At 29.8% G+C, this 22,583-nt stretch carries 22 protein-coding genes and 2 tRNA genes; 16 read left to right on the forward strand and 8 right to left on the reverse strand.

The window, feature by feature from the left end:
• Positions 1 to 139 precede the first annotated feature (139 nt).
• The 8 genes from CCORG_RS04185 to CCORG_RS04220 are packed head-to-tail and all read left to right on the forward strand — an operon-like array spanning position 140 to position 7,645.
• Positions 140 to 277 carry a hypothetical protein gene (locus tag CCORG_RS04185; protein ID WP_161632383.1) on the forward strand — a complete coding sequence of 46 codons (138 nt, stop codon included), beginning with the start codon at positions 140 to 142 and terminating at the stop codon, positions 275 to 277.
• Complete coding sequence (locus CCORG_RS04190; protein ID WP_025803503.1) at positions 274 to 2,427, forward strand: hypothetical protein; 2,154 nt, start codon at positions 274 to 276, stop codon at positions 2,425 to 2,427. Before CCORG_RS04185 ends, CCORG_RS04190 begins: the two co-directional genes overlap by 4 nt.
• Positions 2,427 to 2,873 carry a hypothetical protein gene (locus tag CCORG_RS04195; protein ID WP_025803502.1) on the forward strand — a complete coding sequence of 149 codons (447 nt, stop codon included), beginning with the start codon at positions 2,427 to 2,429 and terminating at the stop codon, positions 2,871 to 2,873. Before CCORG_RS04190 ends, CCORG_RS04195 begins: the two co-directional genes overlap by 1 nt.
• Positions 2,874 to 2,877: 4 nt before the next feature.
• Positions 2,878 to 4,002, forward strand: a complete 1,125-nt coding sequence (locus CCORG_RS04200; protein WP_025803501.1) for a zonular occludens toxin domain-containing protein — start codon at positions 2,878 to 2,880, stop codon at positions 4,000 to 4,002.
• Positions 3,989 to 5,251, forward strand: a complete 1,263-nt coding sequence (locus tag CCORG_RS04205) for a type II secretion system protein GspD (protein WP_216832735.1) — start codon at positions 3,989 to 3,991, stop codon at positions 5,249 to 5,251. The genes CCORG_RS04200 and CCORG_RS04205 overlap by 14 nt, the downstream gene beginning before the upstream one ends.
• Before the next feature lie 42 nt (positions 5,252 to 5,293).
• Complete coding sequence (locus CCORG_RS04210; protein WP_025803499.1) at positions 5,294 to 6,535, forward strand: replication endonuclease; 1,242 nt, start codon at positions 5,294 to 5,296, stop codon at positions 6,533 to 6,535.
• 13 nt (positions 6,536 to 6,548) lie between these two features.
• Positions 6,549 to 6,776, forward strand: a complete 228-nt coding sequence (locus CCORG_RS04215) for a hypothetical protein (protein ID WP_025803498.1) — start codon at positions 6,549 to 6,551, stop codon at positions 6,774 to 6,776.
• Positions 6,773 to 7,645, forward strand: coding sequence for a tyrosine-type recombinase/integrase (locus CCORG_RS04220; RefSeq protein WP_025803497.1), 873 nt, complete (start codon positions 6,773 to 6,775; stop codon positions 7,643 to 7,645). Before CCORG_RS04215 ends, CCORG_RS04220 begins: the two co-directional genes overlap by 4 nt.
• A gap of 76 nt (positions 7,646 to 7,721) precedes the next feature.
• Here CCORG_RS04220 and CCORG_RS04225 read toward each other — a convergent pair.
• Positions 7,722 to 7,796 (reverse strand) — tRNA-Met (locus CCORG_RS04225).
• 31 nt (positions 7,797 to 7,827) lie between these two features.
• Positions 7,828 to 7,902, reverse strand: a tRNA-Gln gene (locus CCORG_RS04230).
• 409 nt (positions 7,903 to 8,311) lie between these two features.
• On the opposite strand from CCORG_RS04230, the gene CCORG_RS04235 reads away from it, so the two are divergent.
• From CCORG_RS04235 to CCORG_RS04270, 8 genes are read left to right on the forward strand one after another with little or no spacing between them, the layout of a single operon-like run.
• Positions 8,312 to 10,468, forward strand: a complete 2,157-nt coding sequence (locus CCORG_RS04235) for an FTR1 family iron permease (RefSeq protein WP_025803496.1) — start codon at positions 8,312 to 8,314, stop codon at positions 10,466 to 10,468.
• A complete protein-coding gene (locus CCORG_RS04240; RefSeq protein ID WP_025803495.1) occupies positions 10,465 to 10,989 on the forward strand; it encodes an iron transporter in 525 nt (174 codons plus the stop codon). Before CCORG_RS04235 ends, CCORG_RS04240 begins: the two co-directional genes overlap by 4 nt.
• Positions 10,990 to 11,035: 46 nt before the next feature.
• A complete protein-coding gene (locus CCORG_RS04245) occupies positions 11,036 to 12,454 on the forward strand; it encodes a Fe-S-containing protein (protein ID WP_025803494.1) in 1,419 nt (472 codons plus the stop codon).
• Positions 12,444 to 13,694, forward strand: coding sequence for an ABC transporter permease (locus CCORG_RS04250; RefSeq protein WP_025803493.1), 1,251 nt, complete (start codon positions 12,444 to 12,446; stop codon positions 13,692 to 13,694). Before CCORG_RS04245 ends, CCORG_RS04250 begins: the two co-directional genes overlap by 11 nt.
• Positions 13,681 to 14,811 carry an ABC transporter permease gene (locus CCORG_RS04255; protein ID WP_025803492.1) on the forward strand — a complete coding sequence of 377 codons (1,131 nt, stop codon included), beginning with the start codon at positions 13,681 to 13,683 and terminating at the stop codon, positions 14,809 to 14,811. The genes CCORG_RS04250 and CCORG_RS04255 overlap by 14 nt, the downstream gene beginning before the upstream one ends.
• Entirely contained in the window at positions 14,812 to 15,477 is a 666-nt protein-coding gene (locus tag CCORG_RS04260; protein ID WP_025803491.1) for an ABC transporter ATP-binding protein, read from the forward strand.
• On the forward strand, positions 15,461 to 15,949 hold the full coding sequence (locus tag CCORG_RS04265) for a TlpA family protein disulfide reductase (RefSeq protein ID WP_025803490.1): 489 nt from the start codon (positions 15,461 to 15,463) through the stop codon (positions 15,947 to 15,949). Before CCORG_RS04260 ends, CCORG_RS04265 begins: the two co-directional genes overlap by 17 nt.
• Entirely contained in the window at positions 15,910 to 16,362 is a 453-nt protein-coding gene (locus CCORG_RS04270) for a TlpA family protein disulfide reductase (RefSeq protein ID WP_025803489.1), read from the forward strand. Before CCORG_RS04265 ends, CCORG_RS04270 begins: the two co-directional genes overlap by 40 nt.
• A gap of 58 nt (positions 16,363 to 16,420) precedes the next feature.
• Here CCORG_RS04270 and CCORG_RS04275 read toward each other — a convergent pair whose 3' ends face one another.
• Genes CCORG_RS04275 through coaD form a run of 6 tightly spaced genes read right to left on the reverse strand, consistent with a single transcriptional unit; the run spans position 16,421 to position 22,473 of the window.
• A complete protein-coding gene (locus CCORG_RS04275; RefSeq protein ID WP_034971553.1) occupies positions 16,421 to 17,596 on the reverse strand; it encodes a pyridoxal phosphate-dependent aminotransferase in 1,176 nt (391 codons plus the stop codon).
• 51 nt (positions 17,597 to 17,647) lie between these two features.
• Positions 17,648 to 18,358 (reverse strand): serine O-acetyltransferase, encoded by a 711-nt coding sequence (gene cysE / locus CCORG_RS04280; RefSeq protein WP_025803487.1) that lies wholly within the window; start codon positions 18,356 to 18,358, stop codon positions 17,648 to 17,650.
• Between the two features lie 10 nt (positions 18,359 to 18,368).
• Complete coding sequence (gene speA / locus CCORG_RS04285) at positions 18,369 to 20,204, reverse strand: biosynthetic arginine decarboxylase (protein ID WP_025803486.1); 1,836 nt, start codon at positions 20,202 to 20,204, stop codon at positions 18,369 to 18,371.
• Positions 20,194 to 21,429 carry a histidine--tRNA ligase gene (gene hisS / locus CCORG_RS04290; RefSeq protein ID WP_025803485.1) on the reverse strand — a complete coding sequence of 412 codons (1,236 nt, stop codon included), beginning with the start codon at positions 21,427 to 21,429 and terminating at the stop codon, positions 20,194 to 20,196. Before hisS ends, speA begins: the two co-directional genes overlap by 11 nt.
• A complete protein-coding gene (gene tmk / locus CCORG_RS04295; protein WP_025803484.1) occupies positions 21,426 to 22,001 on the reverse strand; it encodes a dTMP kinase in 576 nt (191 codons plus the stop codon). Before tmk ends, hisS begins: the two co-directional genes overlap by 4 nt.
• Positions 21,985 to 22,473, reverse strand: a complete 489-nt coding sequence (coaD, locus tag CCORG_RS04300; protein WP_025803483.1) for a pantetheine-phosphate adenylyltransferase — start codon at positions 22,471 to 22,473, stop codon at positions 21,985 to 21,987. The genes tmk and coaD overlap by 17 nt, the downstream gene beginning before the upstream one ends.
• Between the last annotated feature and the right edge of the window lie 110 nt (positions 22,474 to 22,583).

Consider the following 22,583-nt stretch of genomic DNA (forward strand, 5'->3'; position numbering starts at 1 on the left):
CTTATTTAGAAAAATCAGTAAAAAATTAGCACGAACGCCAAAAGCAATAGTTTAAATCTAAATTTAAGCTTTTGGCGTTCTGAGTTTTAAATAAAGTTTGATTAAAAATATAAAAGGTAAATATAAAAAAGGCTGAAAAATGATTTTATTAACATTAACAATCATAACAAAAATAATAATCATCTATCTACTAATAGATCTGATTATATTTTTAAAATCATCATATCCAAAGAGTGATAACTTAAATAATATGAATTCAAAAGAGATTAAGCAATGAAAACCCTACTCAAATTCTTAATAATCTTATTATCTCTTACAACTTTAACTTATGCTAATATTTGTGAAGTTCGTAAAAAAAATCTTGCAACTAATAATGATATAAAAATAGATTTTTCAGCTGGTAGTATCGCATTAACATCTATTGGAGATGATTATTACTCATTAAATGGTAATGTTTATAAAAAGTTAGCATCACAAAGTTCTACCGATATTTATGATGAAGATGGTCCTAATGAAGGTTATAAAATTTTAGATAATGGCGATACTATTCATCTATATTCAAAATCCTGCTCTACCCCTATTACTTGTATACCTGAGTCAGGTCCTTATTCTTCACGTAAATATCGTTGTGGTGTTCATTATGAAAATTCTCAATACGATAAGCAAAGATTAACATTAAATATTTCTAGTTATACATATCAAATATTTAAAAAAGTTACTTGCCCTAAAAATGGTGAAGTATTCAATCCCGAAATCAAACAATGTGTTTCTTGTCCTGAAAATACATATTTTGATCCATATACAAAAACTTGTGAAGCACAAATAGAACGTCCTGATTGGTGTCCTGAACCTATGATATATAAGGAAAGATCAGGAGATTGGAAAACAGAAGGTAAAAGAACGATAAAAGAGTGTTTGCCAGATCCAAGCATAAATGAAGATGAATGTGAAAAAAGGGGTATGAGATATCACGGACCTTGTCACGATGGTTTTAGTGGACCTGAGCTTAATGCTTGTATGAGATATCCAACAGGTTGTTATTCTAATGAAACAGTAGATCGTTTTAATGCAGAAAGGCAATTAGATAATGATTTGTTTGTTTGGGGTGGCTTTATGTTTCCACTTCCAATTGATGCTATAAAAAATGGTTGGAGTTCTTTATCTAGTTTTATGAAAGGACTTTTTAAAAGTCCAAATCCAAAAATCCCAAATCCTAATCTATTAGAGTATCGTCCCCAAATTGTTGATATGAGAGCAACAAAAAATGGACCTGAGCCTGTTTTTGATTTTAAGCCTACATCTGATTTTGATATTGCAACAAATCATTTATTTAAACAAGGTGAAAAATTTAACAAACTTGACCTTAGTAATTTGCCTAAAGTTGTAGATAAAACTCCGCAAAAATTAGTTGATGTTTCTCCAGATCTTAAAAAATTTGATTTTCCTAATGACGCTTCTATTTCAAAAATGAAAAATAATCAATTAGTAGCTTCTAAATTAGCTCAAACAAATAAACCTATACCTACAAAAGAAGCAACTCAACTACACTTAAATAAAGAAGTAAAGTTGGAATATGATTTTAATTCAATGTTAAAGGATAATCCAACTCCAAATTTACCTATGGTAATAAAACAAACTGCAAAAAATGGTAACAAAACAAATTATAAGGGTGTAATTACCACTCCTGATAATAGTATTATAAATGTAAGTGTTGTTGAAACTATAACTGGTAATGGTTCAAAAGTTCAAGAAGTAGATTTAGAATATGACTATGATAGCCCAAAAGGTAAGAAGAAATTTAATACTGGATATATTAATACAATTAATGTTAATAATGAAGTTACAAATACAATTTCAAAGCCTAGTACTGTTACAGATGTTGAAACTGGTTCTACTACTACAAATAATCCAACTAATCCTTTACCAGCTCCACAAACTTCACCTGATTTACAAAGCTTATTAGATTCTATGAATCGTGCTAATGCTAAGCTTGACGCTCTTAATAAAACAGCTAATAAAATACATGAACAACAACTTACAGAGTGGAATTATAATCCAGGTTATAATTTTTCTACTGCTTTACAAAATTTTAAAGACGCTATGAAATTAGCTAATGTTAGTTTTAATGATGGTATGAATTTCCTTAATGGTTTGAAAAATACTATTAATGATTTGATGAATCAATTTAATGAAATGCTTCATCTTTTTGAGAGTGGTATTGATAGCCCTGAAATACCACGTGGAACTTGTCCATTTACTATTAGTGGTCCTGCTCCAGGAAGTGAGACTAAAAACATTTTTGAGATTGACCCTTGTAGATTGGTTAGACCTTATACATCTATCTTAACTATATTTTTTACTGTTTGGCTCTCTTTTGAAGTCTTTATTTTTGCACTTAAATATCTTTTTAATGTAGGTGGTAAATAATGAAATGGTTAATTGGTGCTTTGGGTGGATTTGTTACTTATATACTTGATTTTCTTACTAAGCGTTTAGGTATAAAAGGAATTTTAACTGCTTTTTTTATTGTTGTTGGTGGTGCTTTTGTTGCATTTATGACTGCTTTTTTTGCCTTTTTATCTCTTTATATTATGAGATTATGGAATACATTAAAAGATATATTACCTAAGCTTGCTGATTATAGTGCTTCAGCTAGTGGTTCTTTTGGTGGTCTTTCAAACTCAACTATGCTTAGTTCTGCAATGGAATTTTTACATGTTAGTGGACTTGCTCCTGCTTTTTCTGCTTCTATGCAGTTATTTATCGCTCTACTAAGTCTTTATTTTATGGTTCAAGCTTATAAGCTTATGGCTTATGTTTATCAAAATATCGGTGCTGTAATAGCTACACTTCTAACACTTTTAAATAGGTGATTAAATGCTATCTTTAATACTTGGTCCACCTAGAAGCGGAAAAACTTACAAAGCCGTAAAGGATATAAATGATGAGTATAAAAAATATCTTTCTAATACTAGTAAATATCGTAATATTTACTGTAATATTGGGGGTTTTAAATTTGAATTATTTGATGGTTTTGTAAAAAAGTTTGATAAGCTTGATTTTATAAATGCTGTTAATGAAGAAAATCTACTAAATAAACAATATGAAACTGGCTTTATTAGTGTAGGTAATGATTATGACTCATATGCACTTAAAAATGGTATATATGAAGATTATCATCACTGTTTAATTGTTCTTGATGAAGCTTATAATGTTTTTGATAAGAAATTTAATGATTCTCTTGGTAGATTTTTATCATACCATGGACATTTTGGAATAGATGTTGTTTTTTTACTTCAAAGCAAAAGGCAAACTAATAGGGAATATTTAGTACATACTGAATTAATGTATGTTGCTCAACCTAGCGGTAAAAGACTTCTATCAAAAGTTTTTAGATATAAAGTTTATTCTACTTGTGATCCAAAAAGAGATAATCTTATAAAAACTGATAATATTAAATTTGATTCTAAAATTTCTGAAATTTATAATAGTGGCTCAACTCAAATTTATAAATCATATGCTACTGGTAAAATCTTTATGCTTATTGTTTTAGCAATTATTTTATATTTTGGTTTTAAGTTTATTGGTCCCCCTAAGCTTGAAAATGATAAAGCTAAAAAAGATGAATTTATATCTGAAATTTATGTATCTGATAAAAATCAAACTTTAGAAATTTCAAATTATAAAGAAACTATAAAAGATGAAAATTTACTACTTAATGAAAGGAGAATTTACGAAAAAATTACTTGTTTTCCTAGCTCTTGCAAATTTAGGAGCTATAGTCTAAATTTAACTTTAGATAGCTTTTTGCTACTTTTAGCAGATAGTAAGTGCAGTATTGTTTTGACTGATAAAAAGTCATCAAATTACATAGACTACTATGTTTCTTGTCCTGCTGAATTTATAGGTTTTTTATCTAAATTTAGTGGTGATGATAATTTTTATAAAGGTTCGCAAAATGAAAATTATACAAAAAATTATAATTCTTTTGATTTCCGTTAGTTTCTCTTTTAGTATAGAATATCGCTCAATTTCTTTTAGTGATTTTCTAGGTGAGATAAGTGGTATAACCGGTAAAAATATTGTTATTAGTGGAAATATTGATACAAATTTTGACGTATTTTTACCAACATTAGATTTGACAAAAATTGAAGTTATTAGTGATTTACTTGATGATATATTAAGAGTTAATAATCTTGATTATACAATGCAAGATAGCATTATATTAATCTATAGCACTAATGAAGAAGAAAAGCCTATTTTAAATGATTATATTATTAAATTTAAAAATATATCTAAAGAAGATGTTACTAAAGCTTTAGAGCTTTTTCAAGAAAATATAAAATATAGTGTTTATTCTGATCGCGTATTACTTTTAACCACTGAAAGCCAGTACAAAATTATTAATAGTATGATAAACGGTCTAGATACTTCATATCAATTTAGACAGCTTAGTTTTAGTATTGTAGCAACTGATGTATCTAAATTAAAAGAAGTTGGACCAAAAATAGATGTTTTATTAAATCCACTTGATCATTTCTACCTTAAATTAATGACTAATGTTTTAAGTGTTGATAGCTCTAGAATACAAAAAGATAACGTTTCTAGCCTTATAAATTTACTTCAAAGCAATGGAATATCTCAATTGCTATATAACCCTAGAATTACGCTTATAGATAATAAAGATAGTGTAATTGAAAGTGTTGTAAAGACTCCTATAAAAAAATCAAATATTAATGTTGAAAATTCACAAACTGTTCAAACTGAAGAAGTTGTTTATGAAAATGTTGGTTTAAAGCTAAATATAAGTGGTGTTCTAATAACTGATGATAGTGTCTCTTTTGGGCTTGATTTATATATAGAAAATTTGTTAGATGATACAGATACACCAAGAATTTCATCAAGGCATATCAAAACAAATGTTCATCTCACTTATCAAAATAGCTACCTAATCGGTGGTATAAACTCTAAGGAAAGTATAAAAAGTAAAGAAACTATACCTGTTATAGAACATATTCCAGTTTTAGGTAATCTTTTAAGTTATAAAAATGAAAAAGTTAATGATTACTCTTTTAGTGTTTTTATAACCCTTATACCTGATCCTTGTAAGGTTTATTTTGTTAGATATCTAAATGACGATGGAACTCTTAGAAGTAAAAGCCAAAGAGATAATGACTTAAGTTTTGTATGTGCGAAGCACGACGCGAGAAGCTCACTTGCAGGGGACCCACGAAGTGGGGAAAGCAAGTGAGCCCTTGGCTATATATAATATAACTGTGTATAGGTAAGTAAAATGTATGGCATTTCAGAATTAGATAAAAAGTTTTTAAAATTTAAGTTAAAAAATCAAAAAAAATTTTTAGATGAGAACTTTTTATATATTAATGGTGAGTGTAAACCTTATAGTGATTTTTATTTTTCATCTTGGCATAATTCGAATCGTTATATTGCTGAACTTAATAACAGGGTATCAAGTTTAAATAAATATGCAAATGATAGGGGGTTAAAGCCTATATTTGCTGTTTTAACTTTACCTAGTGAATATCATAGAAAAAAAATTATAACTTTAAAAAGTGGTAGAAAAAAGTTAGTTAATAATAAAAAGTTTATCGATGATGAAAATCATACTATCAAAGCTGGTTCTGACAGGCTTCAAAGTGTTGTAAGAAGTATAATGAATTCTAATACAATTCGTTCTATTCCAAAATATGAAAAATGTTATATCACAACAAAAGAACCACATAAAGATGGAACTTGCCATTTAAATTTACTTTTATTTGTTCCTAAAAAATTTTTATCTAGATCTGTTAATGTTATTAAAAATAGATTTTTAGATACTCATTCTAAGGTAACTACAGATATTAAAAATCCGACTGCTTATATTATGAAGTATATTTTTAAAACATTAGATGATTTACGAGAGAATTCAGAACTTGAAAATTTAACCGATATAACATTTTGGTATTTAAAGCATAAAATAAGGCGTTTTACAATGTCACAAACCTTTATAAGTCTTGAAATTTATCGAAAATTAAATGGTCGTTATTCTTTAATTTCTCTTACTAAAAATTATAATAAAGGTTTAATAACTGTATTATTAGATCCTGAATCTAAAAAACCTATGCAAATTTTTGATGAGTTTGGTGAAATTTGGCAAAAAAGAAGAGTAAATCATAATAATTCTATAAAAACTACCATCGACTGGCAATCAATTAAAGAAAACAGAAAAGATATCAAGCTAAATAAACTTAAATCTCTAAATCAAAAACGAAGAAATTTAGAACTTTATTATAGTGGAGAACTAAACCCTAAAGAGATGAGTATTACAAATATGAGCGATTGGACTTTAACAAATTACTATCTTGCTTATGACCATAGTGATGAGAATGTACAAAGGTTAGCCATCTTAGAAAATGAGCTATACAAACGTGGATTTAACAATCTAACTAATAATAATGACTTATTAGATTTAAACGATATTGATGAACTTTATAACCATTTCATCGATAAAGAGATGAAATATTTAGAATTTTAATAAAGGATAAGAAATGAATATTTTTGATGAAGGAAAATTAAAACAAGAACTAGCAAAACTATCTGAATGTGAAATTATAGATGAAATGTATCATACTAATAAAACCCTTGCTGATTTTGATGATATTGACTGTTTTATCTCTTTTGATTTTGATGATATTGCTTATCTTAAATTTAAGCTTTCTATTTTAGAAGATATTTGCTTATATCGTGGTTATTATGATAAATGGTATTCTAAATGACTTTAAATCAAGTTTTTAATAGCTATCTAGTATATTATGAGCTTTTACTTCGTCCTAGCACTTTAAGAAGTGATATAGCTACATATAACAAACATTTCAAAGATAATTTAGGTCTTAAATTTGTAAGTGATATAAAATTCCTTGAAATTCAGAAATTTTGTAATGATCTTATAAAGCAGGGCTATAAAATAAAAACAGTAAAAAATATACTAGCTAAACTTAGAGTAATATTTAAATTTGCTGTAAAAATGGAGCTTATAAATAAAAACCCTTGTGATTTGGTTGAACTTCCACAATTTGATAATAAAAGATACTTTGATTACTCCATTCAAATACAAAAGAAAATAATAAAAGCTATAGTTGAAAATACTGGATACAATGCTGATATATATTTCTTTTTACTACACGGAAGAAGAAAATCAGAAGTACTAAATTTAAAGTGGTCTGATATAAATTTAAAAACAAAAACTTATAAAATACCATTTCAAATCAATAAAGCTAAAAGAGATATGATCTATTCTATGAGTGATGAACTATATAATAGACTTTATAAAAGATACATTCAAGCTAAAAAAGATAATGCCCTTAATAATTATATATTTATTAACCCTAATACTAATACTAAATTTACAGATTTAAGAAGAAGTTGGAACTCGCTTTTAAAAAGAAATAATCTACCTAAAATAAGACTGCACGATATAAGACATCTAATAGCAACTTATTCAATCAATTATCTAAATTTACCAGTAGAGCAGGTAAGTTTTACACTAGGACATACAAATATAACTACAACTCAAAGATATATTACAACTGATATTAAAAAATCAAAACACACAATCGAAAACCTTATAAAATCAGTTAAAACTTAAAGAAATATAAAAAACATATGATTTAAGAAATTAAGAAAAAATTAAGATTTTATCAAATGCCCTAAAAATGGTTATTTGGTTGCAGAGAAGGGACTTGAACCCCTGACCTTCGGGTTATGAGCCCGACGAGCTACCACTGCTCCACTCTGCGTCACATTTTAGCAAAAGGAGAAAGCTAAAAATGGATGGGGTAAGAGGATTCGAACCTCTGAATGACTGGACCAAAACCAGTTGCCTTACCGCTTGGCTATACCCCAGCGAATTAAAGAATTGTTATTGTATCTTAAAAAATATTAGTTGTCAAGGAATTTAGCTAAATTTAAGTAAAATTTTTAAATATTTTGATTTTATAGCTATTTTACTAAGAATCTTTCATCTTTTACAAAAAATAAAGTTTATTATTAAACATAGGCAAAGTAGGGCTTATGTATTTATAATAGCTCTTTTGTACATTTATTTAAAAATTTACTGAAGAAAATTTAAAGCTCATTTTTATTCATATTATAGTTATTGCGTGAAATTTATTATCATATCTTTATTAATATTTTTGTTTTACTTAGTCTAACTTAATAAAAATAAAACTGTTATTCATTTTAAGTAAATTTTAAAATAAAAAGCAGTATCATTCCACAATCTAAATTGATTATGAGTATCAAAGAGGAATTTATGAGAGTATTTCTTACTATTTTTATTTTTTTAACTTCGCTATGCTTTGCAAGAGTTGATGACTTTTACAAAGAAAGTAACATTATAAAAGACTTAATCAATCAAAGCGTTGAAGTTTATGAAAGTGGCGATAATTTAAAAGCTAAAAAGTTAATTGAAGATGCATATTTTCAGCATTTTGAAAATATGGAAGGTGCAATTGGTAGAAATATCGGGCGTCGTGCTATCACAATGGAGCGTAAATTTACAAATTTAAGACGCTACTACAAAGAAAACGCTGATATCAATAAGATAAAAGCTTTAATTGATGGGCTTTATTTTGACCTTGATGAAGTTGTGCCAATTATACAAGATGGTTTTAAACTAAAAGCAGAAGCGAGTGATTTAGACTATGATAAAGAAGCAGCTATTAAATCTTCAATTGAAGCAAATGCAAAACGCGAAGCTGCAGCTGATGATATTTTCGCTGCTATTTTAGGAACTTCAAATAAAACAGATGAAAATAAAAGCGAAACTTTATATAAAACTGCAACTAAAAATGAAACTCTAAATTTAAATGAAACTGAAAATTTAAATCAAGCTGAAAATAAAACTACAAATTTAAATGCAACTGACATTATCGCTCCAGAATCAAGCGATGAAGTTGTAGCAAACCTTCAAGCTGCATCAGCCTTAAATCCAAAACTTCAAGCCTTGCATGATGAGTTTTCTCTAAAACTTGATGAAGCGGCGATTTCTTTTAGAAATAAAGACTTAACTAAGACAAAAAGCCTTATAAATGGGGCTTTATATGATGATTATAGAAACACAAAGCTTGAAATTGCAATTTCTAAATTTACAAAACCAAAGCTAGACCAACAAATTCAACAAGCTTTAAGAAGTGCTGTAACTTCGCTTGATGATGCAAATTTAACCGAACACGACATTAGAGAAAAATTTGAAAATATTAAAAATGATCTTTTTGATGCGATGCTTTTAATACCTGAGGAAAATATTAAAGATATTAAATTTGCGGGGTTTGATGATACAGAGCTAGACAGAGCAAAAGATTATTCAAAAGTTGCAAATGAGATAAAACTTGCAACTGATAATATTTTAAAAAATTATGAAAAACAACCAAAAGAAGCTTTGATTGATGAGCTACAAAGCACTTATTTAGACATCTTTGAAGCTTCTGGCATGGAAAATAAAATTGGAGCTGTTGATAGTGCTTTAAAATTAGAAATTGAAAGCGTTTTTACTCATGGTGTGGCTCTTATTAAAAGTGGAGCAAGCAAAAATGAGTTAAAAGCAAATTTTGATAAATTAAATGAATTATTAGTTGGCTCACTTGATAAGGTAAATAATAGCTCACCTCTGTTTTTATTCCTTGCAGCGTTTGGAATTTTACTAAGAGAGGGCTTGGAAGCCTTAATCATCGTAGTTGCCATCGTTTCATACTTAATCCAAAGTGGAAATAAAAATAGATTAAACATTGCTTATTCAGCACTTTTTACAGGTGTGTTTTTAAGCTTTGTGGCTGCGTTTTTAATTTATTACTTTTTTAGAGCTTACGCTGGGCAGTTTAGAGAGCTGTTAGAAGGCATTACATTTTTAATAGCCGTTGTGCTTTTAATTTATGTTGGATTTTGGATGCTTCACAAAGCAAGAGATCAAAAATGGGCTCATACTTTAAAAACAGGAGCTATGGATGCAATAAGTAAAAATTCAGCTAAAACTCTATGGATAACTGTATTTTTAGCAGTATTTAGAGAAGGAGCTGAGACAGTTTTATTCTATCAAGCACTTTTATTTGATGCAAAAACAAGTGCTGATTTTAGTGCTGTTTTTGTAGGGCTTGGCGTTGCATTAGTGGTTTTAGTTGTGCTTTATTTCTTGCTTAAAGCAGGAGCAGTTAGAATTCCTATAAAGCTATTTTTCAAAATAACTTCATATATTATTTTTTATATGTGTTTTGTATTTACAGGAAAAGGTGTGGCTGAGTTAATTGAAGGCAAAATCATCTCTCCGACATTAATTGGCTATGAGTTTAAACCTATAACTTGGCTTGGACTTTATCCATATTATGAAACACTTTTACCACAAATTTTGGTTCTTACAATACTAATAATTGGTATTTTAATAACAAATAAACTTCAAAAAAAGGAGACGAAATGAAAAAAAGTCTATTAAGCGTCGCACTAAGTAGTGCAGTTTTAGCAAGTGTAGCATTTGGCGGAGAAGTTCCAATTGGCGATCCAATCGAAATGCATGGAATGGAAATAGCAGCTGTTTATTTGCAACCAATTGAGATGGAACCTAGGGGAATCGACCTTGCGGCAAGCCTAGCAGATATTCACCTTGAAGCAGATATTCATGCAACAAAAGGTAATCCAAATGGCTTTCCAGAAGGATTTTGGGTTCCGTATTTAACAATTGCATATCAACTAACAAATTTAGACAACGGCAAAGTTAAAAAAGGAACTTTTATGCCAATGGTTGCAGATGATGGTCCTCACTATGGAGCAAACATCAAAATGGATGGCGGAATTGGAAATTATGAGCTAATTTATGCAATTCAAAATCCTGAAAAACAAGGTTTTGGTCGCCATGTGGATGAAGAAACTGGTGTTGGCAAATGGTTTGAACCTTTTACTGTTAAATACACATTTAAATACACAGGCACACCTGATAAATAAACCCAAGGGGGCAAAATCCCCCTAAATTTAAATAAAATGAGGTTTTATGAGTATATTTTTTGTTCATATAATAAATGCGTTTTTACCGCTAGTTTTTTTCATAACTCTTTTTTACTTAAAAGATAAATTTATAAATTTAATAAGCTTAGTAGTTACTTCTTTTGTCTTTGGATATTTTGCTTATTTTATAGCTTTAAAGTATCCTTATGGATTAAGGAATTTATATTTAGTTACAAATTTAATTTTAGCAGTTTTATTTATATTAAGCCCGATTTTGCTTTTAAAAATTCCTAAATTTATTAAATTTATAGTGGTGTTTTTAGTTTCGTTTGGATTTAGCGTAAAATATTTTTATGTAAGTAACGGCTATGAAATTTTTGATAATACATTGCTTGACACTCTTGGTATAAAAAACTTCTCTTTTGTGTTTTTGGGTCTGATTTTTTTCATAGTCTATTATTTTTGTGTTAAAATATCTGCTCAAATTTACAACAAAAAAACATTTTCATTTTTAGTTGGTTTGGTTTTTTTAATCATAAATTTATCCTATTTTATATCAGAAATTTTACTTATTTTGATGCGAAAAGGAGTTGTTGAAACAAGTTCTACAACACTATCTTTTGTAGCAAAATCACTCCATTATGAAAAGATGTTTTGTTATTTTTACATCGCAGTTTTTATCTTATACGGGGCTTTAACTCTTTTAAAACTCATTAAAAATAACAAAAAAACTAACATTTTAGATATAAAATTTAGAAAAAATTTAGCATACAACAACAAAATCAAGTTTAACTTTTTTAGCATAATTTTATCATCAATTATTGCTTTAACGACTCTTTTGTATTATGACTTACACGCCTCAAAACCGCTTGCGATAGATGAGCCAACTATTGTTGAACCTAGTCAAAATGATGAGTTTGTATTTGACATAAATGAGTTAAAAGATAACAAACTTCACCGCTATGCTTATATAAGCGATGATGGAAAAACTATAAGGTTTTTTATGATAAATAAATATCCTGATAGGCTTGTTCCAACTGCGGTTTTTGATAGTTGTATGATTTGTGGAGATAAGGGCTATGTTAAAAAAGGAGATGAGCTAATTTGCGTGGCTTGTAATGTGAGAATTTTCCTACCATCAGTTGGCAAAATGGGCGGATGCAATCCGATTCCTTTTAATTTTAGAGTTGAAAAAGATAAATTAATTATTCCTTTAAGTGAAATTATGCTTGGAGCAAACTATTTTAGCGAAGTTAGAGAAAAACTTGTAATTGATCCAGTTAGTAAAAACAAAATAATAAATTTAAAAGCTAAATTTAACTATGTTTATGGCGATAAAACTTACTTTTTTGAAAGCGAGGAAAATAAAAAAGAGTTTATAAAAGATCCTTCAAAATATGTAAAAACTCTCACAAAAGCTCATTTTAGAGTTGAAGGATATAAGGAGGCTAAAGGTGATTTTTAAAATAATTTTATCATCCATTAGAGGTGATATGAAAATTTTATCATTTTTAACTATATTTTTAACATCTTTGCTTATTTCATCCATGCTTAATATTACTTTAAGCATTGGAAATGTCGTCTCAAAAGAGTTAAGAAGTTATGGTTCAAATATCTTAGTTTTACCAAAGGGAAACTCGCTTAGCATTGATGTTGGAGATCAAAAATTCGAGCCACTTAAAAATGAAAATTATATAAATGAAAGCGACCTGCACGCTATAAAAGAGATTTTTTGGAGAAATAATATAGTTGGTTTTGCACCGTTTTTAACAGCTTTGGTAGATGATAAAAAAATAGTCGGAACTTATTTTGATAAAAATGTAAAAGTAACTGACGAAGAGGACTTTACAACTGGAATAAAAGCGATTTATCCATTTTGGAAAATAGATGGAAAACTTCCAAAAGATGATAGTTTAGATGAAGTTTTAGTTGGAAGTGATTTGGCTTTAAAAGAGAATTTAAAACTAAATGATGAGATTAATATAGCTGGAAAAACTCTAAAAGTTGTTGGAATTTTAGATTTTGGCGGTGAGTTTTCTAATAAATTTATAACTTCTTTAAAATTTACTCAAACTCTTTTAAATTTAGAAAACAAAGTTGAAAAAGTTGAAGTCTCAGCACTAACCATACCAGAAAATGACCTTGCTATAAAGGCTAGGAAAAACCTTGATTATTTAGATCAAGTTGAGTATGATTTATGGTATTGCACCGCTTTTGTTAGCTCAATCGCTTATCAAATAAGTGAGGATTTAAAAGGTGCTGATGCAAAACCACAAACTCAAATAAGCGATGCTGAAAGTAGCGTCGTAACTAAAATTCAAACCCTGATGCTAGTAGTTAGCCTCATTTCTTTAATAGTTTCAAGCATTGCAATTTCATCGCTTATGACATCAGAAATTTATAGACGAACGAAAGAAATTGGACTTTTAAAGGCTTTGGGGGCAACAAATTTTCAAATTTATCTAAATTTTGCTCTGGGAAGCGTTGTGGTTGCGGTATTTTCATCGCTAGTTGGAGTTATTTTTGGATATTTGATTTCTCAAATTATTGCGTATTTTATTTTCTCACATTTTATAAATTTTTCATTAATCGTAATTCCTATAACTCTGTTTTTTGCTGTTTTAATCGCACTTATTGGTTCACTTTTGCCGATGAAAAATGTCATAAATTTACTTCCAGCGGAGGTTTTGTATGCAAGTAAATAGTAAATTTTTCATAAGCTCGATTTTTAAAAGCTTAAAAGTTGGAAGCAAAAGAGTGTTTGTAATTTTTATAGCTATTTTTATAGGAACAGCAGTTAGTTCTGGATTTTTAGGAATTTATTTTGATATTGATACAAAAATGAGTAAAGAGTTAAAAGCTTATGGTGCAAATTTTATCATGACCCCAACAAATAGTAATTTTATGGAGTTTAAAAAGTATCAAAATGCACTAGAAAAAATAGATAAAAACACTCTTTTAGGACAGACTCCTTATCTTTATGGATATTATAGTTTTGGAATTGGAAATGGAATAATTGCAGGGGTTGATTTTGCTGGACTTAAAAAAACTAAGCCGTTTTTAGAGATTAGAAAAGGAAGTATGAATTTAAGTGATTTTTCAAAAAATTCTGCATTTTTAGGGCTAAATTTAGCAAAAAGTTTGGAGGCTAAGATAAATCAAACAATCACAATCACAAATCCTAAAAATTTAATATCAAAAAATGTCATCGTAAAAGGGATATTTTATGGTGGCGATGAAAGCGATGAGCTTATGTTTGTTAATATTTCTTTAGCTCAAGAGCTAGAAGGAAAAAATATCATAAACTACGCAAATGCGGTTATAAATTTAGACTTTGATGCGATTTTAAATTTAAGTAAAAATTTAAGTAGTGATGAAATAAACGCAAAGCCGATCGCACAAATTTCGCTCTCAGAAGGTGCAGTACTTGAGAAAATAAAAGGGCTTATGGCTTTAATTGGCGTTGTAATTTTGATAATTAGCTCAACTAGCGTTAATACAACTCTTAGTTCTATAATTTTTTCTAGAAAAAAAGAAATTGCTTTAAATTTAGCTCTTGGTGCAACAAAAAAAGATATTATTAAGCTTTTTGGAAGTGAAATTGCAATTATTACTATTTTTAGTGCGATTCTTGGGGCATTTAGTGGGTATATTTTGGCTCAAATTTTAGGAATGATGATTTTTAAAGCAAGTATTGATTTTAGAGTTTTATCGGTTGTAATTGCTGTTTTAATCTCTTTGTTTTGTTCATTTGTGGCTGCTTTTTATCCAATAAAAAAAGCTATTAAAATTAATCTTGCAGATACACTTAGAGGAGAATAAATGGATAGTGTAATAAGTTTAAAAAACATTCATAAAGGTTTTAAAGATGTTTGTGCATTAGATAGCATTAGTTTTGAAGTGCCTAAAAATCAGTGGCTAAGTATAATGGGGCCAAGTGGGAGTGGAAAAACAACGCTAATAAATATCTTATCTTTAATGGATAATCCAACAAGTGGTGAGTATTTTTTACTAGGCAAAAATGTTGCCGATCTGTCTCAAAAAGAGCATTTAAAGATTAGAAGAGAAACAATTGGGCTTATTTTTCAACAATTTCATTTAATTCCATATTTAAGTGTTTTAGAAAATGTGATGCTTGCTCAGTATTATCACTCAAGCGTTGATTTAGAGGATGCTAAAGCGATGCTTGATATGGTTGGGTTAAGCCATAGATTTAGCCATCTTCCAAACCAGCTTAGTGGCGGCGAACAACAAAGAGTGTGCATAGCAAGGGCTTTGATAAATAATCCTGAGATTTTAATAGCTGATGAGCCAACTGGAAATTTAGACGAAAAAAATGAAGGTGTTGTATTAGAGCTTTTTCAAAAAATTAAGCAAAATGGCAAAACTATAATTTTAATCACACATAACCCAAAACTAGGCAAAAATGGCGATAGAATGATAACTTTATCACATGGAAAACTAATAAATGATGAAAAAATTTCTTAGAATTTTTATAAATTTACTAATATTTGGAGTGGTTTTTTTAGGCTGTAAGGAAGAATTTAAAGCTGAAATTGGTAGCATTGCTCCTGAAATTTCAGCTACAAATTTAAATGGCGAAAAGGTAAAAATTCAAAATGATAAAATTTCTATCATCGTATTTTGGCAATATGGCTGCTTAGGTTGTACTCAAATACTTCCAAATTTAGATGAGTTTTTAAAAGAAAATCCAGGCATTTTCAGAGTCTATGCGATAAATTCACTAAATGATGAAAAAATTATTAAAGATTATTTAAATGAAATGAGTTTTTCATCTATTTTAGTTTTAAAAGATGATTTAAAAATTAGCCTTGATAGATATGGCGTTACAACGCTTCCTAGCATTTTTATAGTTGATAAAAACGGCATTTTAAAAGATAAAATTTATGGAGATATAGGTTGGAAATATTTAAAAGCAAAATTATCATATTTTTTATAATACTATTTTTTTGTGGCTGTGATGATGGAATTTTAGCTATAAACTCAGAAAAGCCACTTTATTTTAGCACTCAAAATGGAAATTTAAAGCTAAATGGTAGCGATAAATTTGGACTTATTTTTATCACAAAAGAGTGCGGGGCTTGTAAAGAACAACTTATTTATTTAAAAGAGATAAATTTTAAATTTATAGCAGTTCTTGGTGATGCAAAAGATATGAGTGATGCTTTAAATGTCGCAAAAGAAATTAATTTTCCTGTTGTTTTTGATAAAGATAGCGTTATGTTTTTATCTAACGCAGTTGGCTGTATAAGTGGCGTTCCAGCGACTTTTTTATTTAACGATGATCTTAGTAAAAAATTCCTTGGTCTTACGCCAAAAAGTGTGATTGAAAAAGAGATTAAAAAACTATAAAATTCAAATTTTATATGGTTAAGTTAAAAAAGCTAGGGCGAAAATCGCCCTTTAAAATTTAGTAGTTTTTAACAAAGTCAGCTATTCTTGAAACTGCCTTTTTTATGCTATCAAGATCGGTTGCATATGAAGCTCTAAAATACCCATCCATTCCAAAACCAACGCCTGGAACAGTTGCGACATTTGCTTCTTGTAACATTCTTTGGCAAAATCTAAGTGAATCAGGGTCTACTTTTTTACAGTTTATAAAAAGATAAAATGCCCCATCAGGAGGGTTTGTAACGCTTAAGCCATCTATCTCACTTATAGCTTTAACAGCCCAGTCACGGCGTTTTTGATATTCAAGTCTCATCATCTCGATATCTCCATCAGTTTCGCCAAGAAGTGACGGTATAGCGCCAGCTTGAGTTATTGAGCAGATATTTGAAGTGCTTTGACTACTTAGTGCTTTGCATGCTTTTATAAGATCGTCATTTGCACTTGCCATATATCCAAATCTCCAGCCTGGCATCGCTCCGCACTTGCTAAGTCCGTTTATAGTTATAGTTCTTTTAAACAAATCCTGGCTTATGCTTGCAGTTGCTACAAATTTGCCCGTGAAATTTACCTTTTCATAAATTTCATCACTTGCGATCATTATGTTTGTTCCTTTTAAAATTTCACCAATAGCTTCAAGTTCAGCTTTTGAGTATATCGCTCCAGTTGGATTTGATGGAGAATTTAGCATTAAAAGCTTTGTTTTTGGTGTGATTGCATTTTTTAGCTGTTCTGGAGTGATTTTAAAATTCGTACTTTCATCTGTTTTTAAAATAATAGGTTTTCCGCCTGCATAAAGGACGATTTGAGGGTAGGTTACCCAATAAGGAGCTGGTATGATAACTTCATCGCCTGAGTCAATTAAAGCTTGAGTTATGTTAAAAAGCGAGTGTTTTGCGCCAACATTAGTTAAAATTTGGTTTGTTTTATACTCTAAGTTGTTCTCTTTTTTAAGTTTTGTTTGTATTGCTTTTAGCACTTCAGGTGTGCCTGTGACTGCTGTATATTTTGAACCGCCGTGATTCATAGCATAAATGGCTGCATCTTTTATAGCCTTTGGTGTATCAAAGTCAGGCTCTCCAGCACTTAGGCTTATGACATCAATGCCGTTGGCCTTCATCTCTTTTGCTTTTGCGGTAATAACTAATGTTATAGACTCTTCTAGTGACTTAACTCTTTTTGAAAGTTTTATTTCCATTTTTTCTCCTTAAAATTTGGTAATCTTACTATTTTTTATATAAAATTAAGTTTAACTATTTATGGATTTTATAAAATCTTGATAACATTTTGCTAGCTCTTCGTCTTTGTTTATTATGTTTTTATCTTCGTTTTTTACAGCATTTTCTAAAATTTCAATTCTTTTTAAACAATATGCAAAAAGCTCTTTATTTATATCTGGAAGTTTGTTATGAGCAAGTCTTTCTTTGTTTGTGTTTGGCTCTTTTGCTCCTAAAATTCTAGCTGGTATTCCAACTGCAGTTGAGTCATCAGGAACATCTTTTACCACGACAGAATTTGCACCAATTTTAGAGTTTTCTCCTATTGTGATATTGCCTAAAACCTTTGCACCAGCTCCTACAACTACGCCATTTTTGATAGTAGGGTGGCGTTTTCCTTTATCTAAGCTAACTCCGCCTAAAGTTACGCCTTGATAAAGAAGTACATTATCGCCTATTTCAGTTGTTTCTCCTATAACAATGCCTGTTGCGTGATCAAAAAATACATGTCTGCCAACTTTTGCTGCTGGATGAAGATCTACTCCTGTTAAAAATCTTGAAATTCCTGATATTGCTCTGCCAATTCTTTTAAAATTTTTACTGTAAAAAAAGTGTGCAAAGCGGTGATTTACCACAGCCCAAACTCCTGGATAGTTAAAAAATAGCTCTATCCAACTATGAAAGGCTGGATCTTGCCTTTTTGGTTCATTTAAATCTTCCTTAACAATACTCCAAAATCCCATAATACCACCCTTATTTTAGATAACAGTTATCATTTAAGAAAAGATATAGCTCTCCTAAAATGTGCTTTTTTTGCTTTTCATCAACTAAATTTGACTCTTCAATTCTAGAATTTAGTATCTCTTGAATATCACTAACATTATAATCCATATCCTCTAAGATATCAAGTACGCTTTGAGCTTCTATGATATCTTTTATCTCATATCCGCCATTTTCATTTAAAGTTATGGTAGCTTCTGTTGGATGAGTAAAGAGATTATGATCCATTCCAAGGACTTCTTGATAAGCACCAACTAAGAAAAATCCTAAAAAATAATCCTCTTTTTCAACATCAATATCGTGTAAAAATAGTGGATTTGTTCTCTCATCAAAACCTATCTCGCCATCACTATCACAGGTAATATCCCAAATAGAAGCAGACCTAGTAGGGCGTTCATCAAGTCTATCAAGTGGAACTATAGGAAAGTGCTGCTTTAGTCCCCAAAAATCAGGTAAAGATTGAAACATTGAGAAATTTACTAAATACCTTTCTTGAACTTCGTTTTGAATTTTTAAAATATCTCCAAAATTTTGCTTATTTCCAAGCATCGGAATACTTTTTTTCATTATCAAATGTACCAAAATTTCACCATTTGAGCGATCGGTTAAATCAACATATCCAAGATCAAATAGCGTTAAAACACTCTCCATATGAGCAATTGCATCGTGAAGATACTCTAAAGCATTTGCCGGTTTTAAATTTTTATACAAATCATAAAGCTCATCTATAATAGGTGGATTTTTCTCTTTTAGTAAAAGCTTGCTTTCAGCGTATTCTTGTGAGAAAAGCTCTATAACAGGAGCTATTAAAACAGCGTGACTTGCTGCTACATATCTACCACTTTCTATAAAGATATTTGGTTCGCTAACTTTTTTGTGATTTGCTATGCTTTTAAGTAAAAAAGTAACATCATTTGCATACTCTCTAAGGGTGTAATTTCGCTCTGAGTTTTCCTTTGTTTGAGAGTATTCTACAGCTAAACCACCACCTAAATTTATGGCTTTTAGGTTATTTGCTCCCATTTTTACAAGTTCAGCGTAGATATTTCCAGCTTCAGTTAATGCTTTTTTAAGTGGGTGAATTTCATTTATTTGTGAGCCAATATGAAAGTGGATCATAGTAAATTTATCGAGTAAATTTGCCTCTTTTAGTAAATTTATAGCTTCGATTAGCTCTGTTGAAGTTAGTCCAAATTTGGAATTTATTCCACCACTTTTTTGCCAAATTCCACTACCTGAACTATGAAGTCTTATTCTTAGTCCGATATTTGGCTTTGGAGTAAAACGCTCTTTTGCAGTTTCTATTATGGCTTCAAGTTCGCTTAAACCTTCAATGGTTAAAGTGATATCATGACCCATTTCAGATGCGATAAATCCTATATTAATAAGCTCTTTATCCTTAAAGCCATTTACTGTTATCGGTGCTCCTAGATTGTTATAAGCCATCGCTAAAAGTAGCTCTGCTTTTGATCCAGCTTCAAGTCCATAATTAAAGGGCTTACCAAGTTCGACTAGGTTTTTAACAAATCCTGGGTATTGATTTACTTTTAGTGGAAAAACAGCTTGAAAATTTCCACTATAATCAAATTCTTTCTTAGCTCTTTCAAAATTTGTGTAAATTTCAACGATTTGTTTTTTTATAAGATGAGGAAAACGAAGCAACAAAGGACCCATATATCCATCATTTCTAAGATCTTTTACGATATCAATAAGGGCTGGTTTAAAGTCTGTATTAAGGCAAATTTTGCCATCTTCAACCATAAAATTTGAGTTTCCCCAGATACTAAAACCATAAGAATTATTTAACATCTAATACTTCCTTTAACTCTTTAATTTTTATCTTTTTATCACTGCTTGTTGTTAGATTTTTATACCAAATTTCACCGTTTTTGTGCTCTTCTTCGCCTATACATAGAAAAATTTCAGCATTTAAATTATCAGCTGATTTTAGATGTTTTGCTGGATTTTTAGCTTCATAACTTATTTCAACTTTAAAATTTTTCCTTAATTTTAGTCCCAAAGAGTAAATTTCATCTATAAATTTATCATCTAACGCACAAAGATAAATTCCATCTCTAGGGTTTTTAAACTCTTTTGTTTTAATTATCTCCATAAGACGCTCAACACCTAAAGCAAAACCAACGCCATAAGTTGGCTTTCCACCTAAATACTCCACAAGCTTATCATATCTGCCACCGCCTAAAACCGCACTTTGAGAGCCTATCTCATCACTTACAAACTCAAAAGCGGTTTTACAGTAGTAATCAAGCCCACGAACAAGCTTAGGATCAACTTCAAAATTTATGCCATTTGATTTTAAAATTTCACCTAGCTTTTTAAACTCAGCTTCGCAAACATCGTTTAAATTTTCAGTTATTAATGGCGCAGTTTTTAGTAAATTTTGGCAATGTTCATTTTTACAATCAAGCACTCTTATTGGGTTTGTTTCAATTCTTCTAACGCAGTCATCGCAAAGACCGCTTTTTATATCATTTAGAAAATTTACTAGTTTTTGGCGATATTTTGGCATACATTCGCTATCGCCTAAAGAGTTTATTTTAAGTGTTGATTTTACTCCAAGACGGCGTAGAATTTCAGCTCCTATTAAGATAACGCTAGCATCTTCATAAACGCTTTCTTCGCCAAAACACTCTATGCCAAATTGATGAAATTCTCTTAAGCGTCCTTTTTGTGGGCGTTCGTAGCGAAACATTGAGCCATGATAAAAATACCTTCTTACCCCACCAGCTCTATCAAATTTATGCTCTATAAAAGCCCTTACAACCCCAGCAGTTCCTTCTGGTCTTAAACAAACTGAAGTGCCACTTTTATCTAAAAATTCATACATCTCTTTGCCGACGATATCACTACTTTCGCCAACGCTTCTTCTAAAGAGTGAAGTCTCTTCTAGCTTTGGGGTTTCTATAAAAGTGTAGCCAAAATTTAAAGCCACATTTTCGCAAGTTTTTATAATATGTTTATATAAATATCCATCATCAATGATATCTTTCATTCCTCTTAAAGCTTGTATCATTTTATAAACTCCTTTATTTTTTCATTTATAGCTAAAATTTCATCATCTGCTTTTACTGTAAGAACTTTGAATTTTAGATTTTTAAGAATCATCTCCATATAGTCTTGAACTCTTAAAAGATACTCCATACCCCTAGCTTCAATGCTATCTTTTTCTCTAGTGCTAAGGCGTGAGATCAAAGTGTCTTTATCGATTTTGAAAAAGATAAATTTATCACCAAAGTTGCCTTTTAAAGCAAATTTATTAAACATCAAAAGCTCTTCGATATCAAGATTTGGTTCATTTGCCATAGCATAAGCCATGCCTGAGATAAAGCCTCTATCACTTAAGATAAGGTTTTTTGAATTTGGAGCGATTACTTTTTCATAATGCTGGGCACGATCTGCTAAAAATAGTAAAATTTCAGCTCTAAATGATATATCACTACCATTTAAAACTATCTGCCTAATCTTTTTTCCAAATTCTGTTCCACCTGGCTCTTTTGTAATAATTGCATCTGGATAAGCTTTTTTTAAAAGCTCGATTTGTGTGCTTTTGCCAACACCATCAATTCCTTCAAATGTGACTAGCATTTATCTCCTTTAAATACCCTAAAATTTCCTTTGGCACAAGGTGTGATACATCACCACTGTGATAAGCTATAGATCTTACAACTGAGCTACTAATAAATGCGTTTTGCAAAGTTGGCATAAGATAAACAGTTTCAAATTTATCCCAAAGCGAAGAGTTTGCATAGCCCATTTGAAGTTCGTATTCAAAGTCGCTTACCGCTCTTAAACCTCTAATAACCGTTGCGATATTTTCTTTTTTTGCGAAATCAACCAGTAAAGTGTCAAAGCTTTTTACCTCTACATCGCCTAAATTTGAAGTAGCAAGACTTACCATCTCAAGCCTTTTATCTATGCTAAAAAAGGGCTTTTTAGCGTCATTTAACGCAATAGCAACTACAACTTTATCAAAAAATCTCAAAGCTCTTTTTATAACATCAATGTGACCATTTGTAATTGGATCAAAAGTTCCTGGATAAATACACGCTTTTCTCAAAATTTTGCTTACCTTTTTAATATAGTTAATAAAATGTAAGATTATACTATTATTCGTATAAATTTTTAGTAAAAACATAAATTTTTTAAGTTCCATATAGTATAATTAAC

Origin of the sequence: Campylobacter corcagiensis (genome assembly GCF_013201645.1) — a bacterium.
In the GTDB taxonomy this organism is placed as follows: domain Bacteria; phylum Campylobacterota; class Campylobacteria; order Campylobacterales; family Campylobacteraceae; genus Campylobacter_B; species Campylobacter_B corcagiensis.

Bases quoted from the DNA above. Each gene is read 5' to 3' on its own strand.
- CCORG_RS04200 (WP_025803501.1), top strand. From the start codon at position 2,878: ATGCTATCTTTAATACTTGGTCCACCTAGAAGCGGAAAAACTTACAAA.
- CCORG_RS04210 (WP_025803499.1), top strand. From the start codon at position 5,294: ATGTATGGCATTTCAGAATTAGATAAAAAGTTTTTAAAATTTAAGTTA.
- CCORG_RS04265 (WP_025803490.1), top strand. From the start codon at position 15,461: ATGAAAAAATTTCTTAGAATTTTTATAAATTTACTAATATTTGGAGTG.
- CCORG_RS04275 (WP_034971553.1), bottom strand. From the start codon at position 17,596: ATGGAAATAAAACTTTCAAAAAGAGTTAAGTCACTAGAAGAGTCTATA.
- CCORG_RS04260 (WP_025803491.1), top strand. From the start codon at position 14,812: ATGGATAGTGTAATAAGTTTAAAAAACATTCATAAAGGTTTTAAAGAT.
- CCORG_RS04255 (WP_025803492.1), top strand. From the start codon at position 13,681: ATGCAAGTAAATAGTAAATTTTTCATAAGCTCGATTTTTAAAAGCTTA.
- CCORG_RS04190 (WP_025803503.1), top strand. From the start codon at position 274: ATGAAAACCCTACTCAAATTCTTAATAATCTTATTATCTCTTACAACT.
- CCORG_RS04235 (WP_025803496.1), top strand. From the start codon at position 8,312: ATGAGAGTATTTCTTACTATTTTTATTTTTTTAACTTCGCTATGCTTT.
- cysE (WP_025803487.1), bottom strand. From the start codon at position 18,358: ATGGGATTTTGGAGTATTGTTAAGGAAGATTTAAATGAACCAAAAAGG.
- CCORG_RS04215 (WP_025803498.1), top strand. From the start codon at position 6,549: ATGAATATTTTTGATGAAGGAAAATTAAAACAAGAACTAGCAAAACTA.
- CCORG_RS04195 (WP_025803502.1), top strand. From the start codon at position 2,427: ATGAAATGGTTAATTGGTGCTTTGGGTGGATTTGTTACTTATATACTT.
- CCORG_RS04185 (WP_161632383.1), top strand. From the start codon at position 140: ATGATTTTATTAACATTAACAATCATAACAAAAATAATAATCATCTAT.
- speA (WP_025803486.1), bottom strand. From the start codon at position 20,204: ATGTTAAATAATTCTTATGGTTTTAGTATCTGGGGAAACTCAAATTTT.
- CCORG_RS04220 (WP_025803497.1), top strand. From the start codon at position 6,773: ATGACTTTAAATCAAGTTTTTAATAGCTATCTAGTATATTATGAGCTT.
- CCORG_RS04245 (WP_025803494.1), top strand. From the start codon at position 11,036: ATGAGTATATTTTTTGTTCATATAATAAATGCGTTTTTACCGCTAGTT.
- tmk (WP_025803484.1), bottom strand. From the start codon at position 22,001: ATGCTAGTCACATTTGAAGGAATTGATGGTGTTGGCAAAAGCACACAA.
- hisS (WP_025803485.1), bottom strand. From the start codon at position 21,429: ATGATACAAGCTTTAAGAGGAATGAAAGATATCATTGATGATGGATAT.
- CCORG_RS04240 (WP_025803495.1), top strand. From the start codon at position 10,465: ATGAAAAAAAGTCTATTAAGCGTCGCACTAAGTAGTGCAGTTTTAGCA.